Origin of the sequence: Nocardia cyriacigeorgica NBRC 100375 (assembly GCF_000308555.1) — a bacterium.
In the GTDB taxonomy this organism is placed as follows: Bacteria; Actinomycetota; Actinomycetes; order Mycobacteriales; family Mycobacteriaceae; genus Nocardia; species Nocardia cyriacigeorgica.
This window is the reverse complement of the sequence record NZ_BAFY01000240.1, coordinates 1-8032: the sequence shown is the minus strand read 5'-3', so window position 1 is coordinate 8032 and position 8032 is coordinate 1. Positions and strand designations below refer to the sequence as shown.

General features: G+C 72.1%; 3 protein-coding genes and 2 pseudogenes. All 5 read right to left on the bottom strand.

All coding sequences use genetic code 11. The annotated features are described in order from the left end of the window. Positions 1-688 (bottom strand): annotated as a pseudogene (locus tag RJ05_RS24450) (S1 family peptidase); the annotation flags it as partial. 317 nt (positions 689-1005) lie between these two features. After that, positions 1006-2352 (bottom strand): S1 family peptidase, encoded by a 1347-nt coding sequence (locus RJ05_RS24445; protein WP_036541095.1) that lies wholly within the window; start codon positions 2350-2352, stop codon positions 1006-1008. A 170-nt stretch (positions 2353-2522) separates the two neighbouring features. Next, entirely contained in the window at positions 2523-3707 is a 1185-nt protein-coding gene (locus tag RJ05_RS24440) for a hypothetical protein (RefSeq protein WP_036541093.1), read from the bottom strand. A gap of 2 nt (positions 3708-3709) precedes the next feature. Next, positions 3710-3976: pseudogene (locus RJ05_RS32950) on the bottom strand (helix-turn-helix domain-containing protein); the annotation flags it as partial. Positions 3977-5391: 1415 nt separating this feature from the next. Further along, on the bottom strand, positions 5392-7878 hold the full coding sequence (locus RJ05_RS24430; RefSeq protein ID WP_051016877.1) for a LuxR C-terminal-related transcriptional regulator: 2487 nt from the start codon (positions 7876-7878) through the stop codon (positions 5392-5394). Positions 7879-8032 lie beyond the last annotated feature (154 nt).

Sequence of the window (8032 nt, the reverse complement as noted above, 5' to 3'; positions counted from 1 at the left end):
CGCCGTCACGGTCGACGCCGTTGAAGCCGAAGGAGCAGCGCAGCGAGGTGCGCCCGGCGACCGAGGCGTAGCCGTCGCCGCCGGCCAGCGAAGCGCCGGTGACCTCGGCGATCGGGTCGGCCGACGGCAGCGCCTCACCGGCGACCGGCGGGGCCATCACGATGACGCGGGCCGGGTCGACGAAGCTCGGCATCGGCAGGCCGGGCTTGTCCACCCGCACCGCGATGCTGTTGTTGACGGTGTCGATGACGACGCCGCGCACCAGCGAGGCCACCGGTTCCGGCTGCTCGTCGAGCCAGCGTTCGAACGCGCTCTTCTCACCACGCAGCGCGGACTGGCTCTTGGCGACGTTGCGCACCTCGAATCCGGCGGATTCGGCGGCGGCGCGGGCCTCGTCGATGCCTGCGCCCGGCGCGAGGGCGACGACGGCCTTACCGGCGTCGTCGAGCCACGCGCCGCCGAACACCTGCGGGAACTGCCGCTGCGCGGTGGTCGCGAAGGCGGCGACCTGCTGGGCGAGGTCGGCGCGGCGCAGGTATTCGTCGGCCGAGATCTTCAGGTCGCGGGAGACCGCGGTGACGAGTTCGGCGGGCAGCCCGGGATCGGTGTCGGGCTGGGCTGACGCGACCGCCGCGGTGGGGCCGAACAGCAGGATCGCGGCCGAGGCGGCGATCGCGGCTTTTCGCATCCCAGTCCGATGCGGAGCGGTCCGGTGCGACCGGAAATGACCTATGCGTGGCAGGAGCATGACCAGACTATATGGGGTCCCGCGCGCGATGCCCACTTGTTCGGCCGACCGGTTTGCTCGAATCCGGACAGATCAGGCGGGGTGCGATGCCCACTGGGCCGCAGGGTTTGTAGGTCGCCACCGATCTTGGGCGGATGACCTTGTCGACCGCCACGAATACCGCCGTCACCGCGGCCCACAACGCGATCCGGGCCGCCCGCACGCTGGTTCGCAGCGTTCGGACGGCCCGGAGCCGTTGGCCGGAAAAGCCTCGCGGCTCAGCCCGCGTTCGGGCGGGTGCGCACGGTGATGCCGCTGCCGAGCCCACCGCCGGCGGAGGCGTTGATGTCGGCGAGGATCGGCCGGATCGGGATGCCGAGGGTGGCGGTGCCGCCGTACTGGGCCAACGCGATATTGGCTTCGTCGCAGCTCGGCGCCTCCGCGGCATTGGAGCCGCTGGTGATACCAAGGGCGAGGGTGCCCGAGACGATCGCGCCGCCGCTGTCGCCGCCGAGGGTGCACGCGGTGCTGGCGAAGCCGCGCACGGTCTTGGATTCGCCGTCGGCGGTGAACAGCTGGGTCTCGACTCGGTCGGCCACCACGAAGCCGCAGGTGAAGGTGGACGACTGGCCCGACTTGCAGACAGGGGCGCCGATCACCGGGTCGGCGATACCGGTGACGGTCAGCGTGGTGCCGTTGGCGCCGCGCACCGACGGCTGATCCATGCCGGCCCGCACCGCGCGGTCGTTCAGCTTGATGACCGAGTAGTCGAGGCCGCTCTGGCCACCGAGGTTGGCCCGGACGAAGGTGCCGAGTTCCGGGCTGGCCGGAATGTCGCGCACATCGGGCATGTAGACCCCGGCCTGCTGGTCGCCCTTGCCCAGATTCGGATTGCAGTGTCCGGCACTGATATTGAGCGCGTTACCGGCGGCGTCGACGCTGTTGAAGCCGAACGAGCACACGTCGACTCCGCGCAGCGCGGTGTCCTTCAGCGAGCCGGGCGCGCTGATGTAGGTGTCGCCGCCCATCGGGCGACGCTCGACCGGGCCGCCGCCACCCGGCGAGAGGATGACCTTGACGTTGGCGATCAGCGTCGGCAGGTTCAGCATGTGGCCGACCGGGGTGTTGGCGACGCTCAGAACGAGCTGGCTGTTGAGGAAGTCGATGGCCACCGAGTTGATCGCGCTGGACAGCTCGTTCGGCAGTGTGCTGATCCACTGATTCAGCTGGGTCAGCGAGGTTTCCAGGTTGTCCGCCGAGACCGGGGCCAGGCGGGTCTGGTAGCCGTCGGCGGCGGCGATCTTGGCGGCGTCGGGCGAGGTCACGGCGACGACCGGCTTGCCGTCGGTGCCGATCCAGGCGCCGGCGAACGCATCGGGCCGCTCGGCGCGGAATTCACGGGCGTAGCTGCTCAACTGCTGGGCGCGTGCCGAACGGTCGAGGTACTCGGTGGGGGTCATCTTCAGGTCGCGCGAGATGGCCTGGACCAGCTCGGCCGGTAGCTCACCGGGTTTCAGCTGCGGGGCCTCGGCCACGGCGGGGCTGGTGCCGAACATGGGGGCGAGGAGAACGGTCGAGGCGATGGCAGCTTTGACCGCGGCGCGACGCGCCACCGACTTGCGCATGAAGTCCCTTCGTCGGCACAGATGTGCCAGGTAATCCGTGGCCACGGGCAGAATCCGTTGGCGCACAGCCTACGTGGAGCGATGAACCGGTGGTGCGCGGGGATACCGCTGTGACCGGTCAGCGGATCACTTTATGCCACACATCACATCGGTCGCCACCCGTGTGGCGATTATCGGCGGGTGCCGGGGATTTCCAGCGCGGGCGGCAGGGGGAGCTGCGGCATCGGCTGGAACGGACGGGTGGTCGTCGTCGGCCTGGTGGGGCTGGTCGACGAGCTGCCGGTGCTGGTGGGCGGCTCCGAGGTGGGCGGGGGCGGCGGGTTGCTCGGCGGCGGCGCGGGCGCGGGCTCCGGTTCAGTCGTCGGCTCGGCCGTCACCGGCGGCTCCTCGATGACCGGCGGGGCGACGGTGGTCGGCGGCGGCGCGACCGGCAGCGGGCCGGGCGGCGGCGCGTGCGGGGTCGGGCTCACCGTCACCTGTTCGGACTTGGCGTCGCGCATCGGCGGAATGGGGGTGCTGTCGTCCTCGCGGAAGAGCACCGCGACGCCGATGCCGCCGAGGATCAGACCGAACAGCGCCGCCACCGCGATCAGCACGGGTGTGCGGCTGTTGGTAGCCGGTTTCTCGGATGTCGCGGCCGGTTCGGCGGGGGCGGCCTCGGGCGCCACCGCCGCCATTTCGGTCGCCATCTCGGTGGCCGGCGGCTCGGCGATCGGGATCGCGGCCGAATACGCCTGTGCGGTCGGCTGCGGTGCCGGTACCGCGGGAATCACATCGGTGTCGAGGGTCGAGTTCTCGGCCGTCGCCGGATCGGGCGGGGTGTTGCCCGCCGGCGTGGCCAGCACCGCGGTCAGTGCCGTGGCGGCCGCGCCGTAGGCGTAGACCCGGGCCGGGGTGTCGGCACCGGCGTCGGCGGGCAGTTCGCTCGCCGCGGGCAGCTCGGCCTCGCTGACCAGCACCACCGACCGCAAGCCGAGGTAGTCGAGGGCGTCGCGCAGGGCCGTGACCTGCTGCTGCGGCCAGTCGCCCGGATGGGTGGCGTAGAACTCAGCGGCGCCGTTCAAATGGTCGGCGGTGAGGTTGATCAGGCAGAACAGGGCGGTGGCCACCAGGTCTTCGGCCCGGTAGGCGGGTCCGTCGTCGACCGAGATCCCGGCCGGGTCGCCGACGGCTTCGGCGAATCCGGTGATGGTGTGGGTGTGCCCGGCCGGCGCGGTGCCGCCGAGTTCGGCGTCGCCCTCGTCGGACATGCGCAGTACCGGCTCACGGACGATGTACTCCGGCTCGCCGTCGTTGGTCACGATCGCCGCGGTGCACTCCTCGGCGGCGATACGCAGGCCCACCCCAGTGGCCATCCTCAAGTCCTCGCTTCGGCGTCCTGCTCGATCCGGATCGTTCCGCGCGACGGCCACACCAGTAGCGGCCCGTGTCCCATTGCGCTGAGCATCGACAATAACTCTGCTCGGGACCCGGCACCGATCCGGCGCCGGATCCGGGACACATGGTGCTCGACGGTTTTGGCGGAGATGTAGAGCCTGGACCCGATCTCGCGGTAGGTGAGGCCGAGCAGCAGCAGCTCGGCGACCTGCTGCTCACGGTCGGTCAACGGGGTCGGCGGCACGGGGCGCGGTTGCGGTGGCGGGTCGGCGGGGGCGCTCGTGTGCGCGTGGTGGCCGGCCAGCGCCCGGCGGTCGACGATCGCGCCGGCATCGGCACCACTGGTCACGGCCGCCGAATAGAGGCGTACCGCGTCGGCGCCGCCGGTGCGATCAGCGGCCGCGACGAGGTAATCGGCCAATCGAGGGTCGCGCACCCCGGACTCGGCGAACAGCAGCGCGGTATCCGGGCGCAGCAGGCCCTCGTCGAGGCGGGTGCCGAGCAATCGTCGCTGTACCGTGACGAATCGCTGGACGGCGAGCTGGGCTCGCAGCGGTTCGACGGCGGCCGCGAGCAGCAGATCGGCGTCGGTCACCAGTGCGGTCGCCCTGGCCCGGTCGACGAGATCTTGGGCCGAGCCGAAATCGGTGTCGAACACCTCGGCCAGCTCGCTCGCGTCGAGCCCGGTGCCCGCGCTCGCGACGACCAGGGTGTCGAGCAGGTCCGGTGCCAGACCCGCGAGCGTGTCCGCGGCCCAGTCGGCGACGGCGAGGTCCACCGCGGCCACCGCTGCGTCGCGGCGGGCCGCACAGGCGGCGCGCAGCGCGGCGACGATGCCCGCGCGAATACCGCCGGTGCAGGCGTGGATGTATTCGGCGAGCGGACGCGGCACGAGCAGACCGAGTTCCCGCGCGAACGACATCAGCTCCGGCAGTCCGAGCGTGCGCAGCTCGATCACCCGGCCGTGCCCGGCCAGCGTTTCGGTCAGGGCGCGCAGGCCGGGGTCGTGCGGACGGGGTTGGGCCGCGACGACGACGGTGTGGCGACGGGCGCCGACCACCGCGCTCAACATCCGCATGTCATCGGCGGTGAGCAGGTGGATGTCGTCGACGAGGACGGCCCGCCGTGCCGCGGTCTCGTGCTCGGTGCCGGCCAGCACGCGTTTCGGCAATGTCGCCAGATCGTCGAACACCTTGACGTTGTGCGAGGTCAATAGGTCGCGGGCGGCGCCGAGCAGTGCGGTTTTCCCGGTGCCGGCGCGGCCGCGAACCAGGTAGACCGGTGGTGGGCCGTCGCGGCGGTTCAGCTCCCGCAACATCGCCTTGGCGAACGGCATGGACTCGAATCGGTGGCGCTGCCCCGGCTCGGCCTCGCCACGACGCTCGGCCGATCCGGGCCCGGCCGGTGGCTGCGCGCGAATGGGGGTGGAGTCAGCGCTCGCGCCGGCGGGTGTCGCGGTGACGACGGGCACCTTCGCCGCCGGTGGATCGGTGCCCGGTGGTGAACCGTTGCGTCTCGGTCGATTCGTGTTGTTCGCGATCTCGGCTGTCATCTGGAACCCCCGTTCGAGCCTAGGCGCAGTGCGCGCGGCGTTCGAGTGTTTGCGTCCTCCCGCCGACAATTTCGATCTCGGTTCTGCCGCTGTTAACGGCTCGCCGGGTGTCAGACCAGCAACGATCCGTATCCCATCGCGCGCAGCATGGCCAGCAGCTCCGAGCGCGAACCCGCGCCGAGGCGCCGCCGGATCCTGGCGACATGGTGTTCGACGGTCTTGGCCGAGATGTAGAGCCGGGCGCCGATCTCCCGATAGGTCAGGCCGAGCAGCACCAATTCGGCGACTTCGCTCTCCCGCTCGCTGAGCAGCCCGTCGTCCCCGGTGTCGGGGGTGGTGGCGCGACGTGCGGGCGCGATCGGGGCGAGAGTCGTCGGCCGGGCGTCGGCCCGGACGGTGCGTGCGAGCTTGAGCAGGGAGGTGGCCGTGGTCGCGTCGGCGGCGGCCAGCGCGGCGTCACCGGCGAGGCGGGCCGCGTCCCAGCTCAGCCCGATCGCACCGAGTTCGGCCACCGCGGCCTCCACCCGGTCGGCGTGCACCTCACCGCGCAGCACCAGCACCCAGGTGCGGCCGGCGTCGGCGAGGGCGGCCGCGTGCCGGTCGCCCGATTCGGCGGCGGCCTTGAGCGCGTGGGCGTGCGGCAGCAGTTCGTCGGGCCGCTCGCGGGCGATCGCGGCCTGCACGCCGTACCAGTGGAACAGGTTGGCCCAGGCCGGTGGATGGCCGAGCCGGTCGAGCAGTGTCCGGGCGCCCTCGACGAGCGCGGTCATCCGGCGTTCGTCGTCGCAACGGATGCTCGCCAGCCACAGTTCGCCGATCGGGAGCAGGGTGAGCAGATCGGCCTCCACCTCGTCCAGCAGGGGCCGGGCCGCCTGCCAGGCGTGGGTGAGCGCGGCCTGATCACCGCTGCGCCGGGCCAGACCCACGGCGGCGGCATGGCCGAGCAACGCATCGCGGACGTCGAGGGCATCCGAATCGACGGTGGCGAGAGCGTTGGCCGCGCCGGTTTCGTCGCCACCGGCCAAGGCCGTCCAGGCCGCGAGCACCGGCAGCTGGGCGCCGGTCGCGCTCGCCCGGCGCAGGGTCTGGGCGGCGCGGGCCGGGTCCCCGGTGCTCAGGCACAGCAGGATCGCGGCCGCGGTGGGAGTGCAGGGCGCGAAGCGCGTGGTGGCCGTATGGGTGGCACGAGTCAGGGTGGCGATCGCGTTGGCCGTATCGCCCGCCCGTCCGTGCAGGGAATGGCCGAGGGCCTCGGCGACCAGCCGGATGGGGGTGGTCGCCTCGGTCGGGGGCCACCGGCCTGCGCTCGCCGCCATGGCAGCCGCGGCGTCGGCGTCACCGGCGAGATAGGCGATCGCGGCGGCTTCGGCCCATTCGGCGCCCACCCGCTCGGGGCCGAGCCAGGCGTAGAGGCGGGCGGCGCGGTCGGTCAGGCCGCGGCGAGTCAGGATGCAGGCGCACAGGCGCACAGCGGCGGCGAGATTCGCGACGGGGACGTCGTCGCGGGCAAGCAGCGGCTCGGCCAGGCGCAGCGCGGTGTCGTAATCGCCGTCGGCGGCCGCGGCGTGGGCCCAACGCACGGCGATGGCGTCGCGATCGGCGCCGGCCTGCGCGGCGGCGGCGTAGTAGCGGACGGCATCGTTGCCGCTGTTCTCGGCTGCGGTGCAGAGGAATCCGGCGAGACGGCCATCGCGCACACCGGATTCGGCGAGCAATACGGCGGTGTGATCGCGCAGCAGCCCGGCGTTCAGGCGGGCGGTGAGCAGATCGCGCTGAATCGCCAAGAAGCGGCGTTCGCCCAGCAGTGCGCGCAGCGGCCGCACGGCCGGTGCCAGCAGCAGATCGGCGTCGGTGATCAGGGCGGTGGCCCTGGCGCGGTCGATCAGATCGCGGGCGGTCTCGGCGTCGACACCGAGTACCTCGGTGAGTTCGCTCGCGTCCAAACCGCTTCCGGTGGTGGCGACGGCGAGTGTGTCCAGCAGGGCCGGATCGATATCGGTGAGAACCGTCCTGGCCCAGGCGTCGACCGCGGCGTCGACGGCGTCGATGCCCGCTTCGAGGCGCCCGTGACTGGCCGCGGCCAAGGCTGCCACCACCCCACCACGGATGCCGTCGGTCTGCTTGTGAATATGCGCGGCCACCGCGCGCGGCACCGATAGGCCGAGTTCTCTTGCGAACGGGGCGATCTCGGCAACCCCGAGTGGACGCAACTCGGCGACTCGGCCGCGCCGCAGTGCGGCGTCGTACAAGGCGCGCAGCTGCGGATCGTGATGGCGGGGCCGGCCCGCCGCGACGACGGTGGTCGCGCCGGCATCGATGGCGGCCCGCAGGGCGGTGAGCTCGGCGTGCTCGAGCGCGTCGATGTTGTCGACCACCAGCGCCGCGCCGGGCTGTGCACCATGGTCACGGGGGGTGTCGAGGACGGTGACGCCCCGTTCGCGCAACTTGGCTCGCGCCGCTTCGAGCAGCGTCGACTTGCCCGTGCCGGAACGTCCCCGGATCAGATACACGACGGGCGCTTCGGAATCCAGTTCCCGGAACAGCTCTCGGGCGCAGGGCAGCGTGTCGAAGGCCGCGGCCGGCACCGGTTCAGCCACCGGAGCCGCCGAGTATCTCGCCCGGTGCGCGAAGGACGGTGCCCACGGTGCCGCCGACACCCTCGACGGTTTCGCCGAGCGTGTCGGTCAGGCCGTCGGTGGGTAGCTTCGGCGTCTGCGCGGGAGGCTGCTGCGGGGCCGGAGCCGGCGGTTG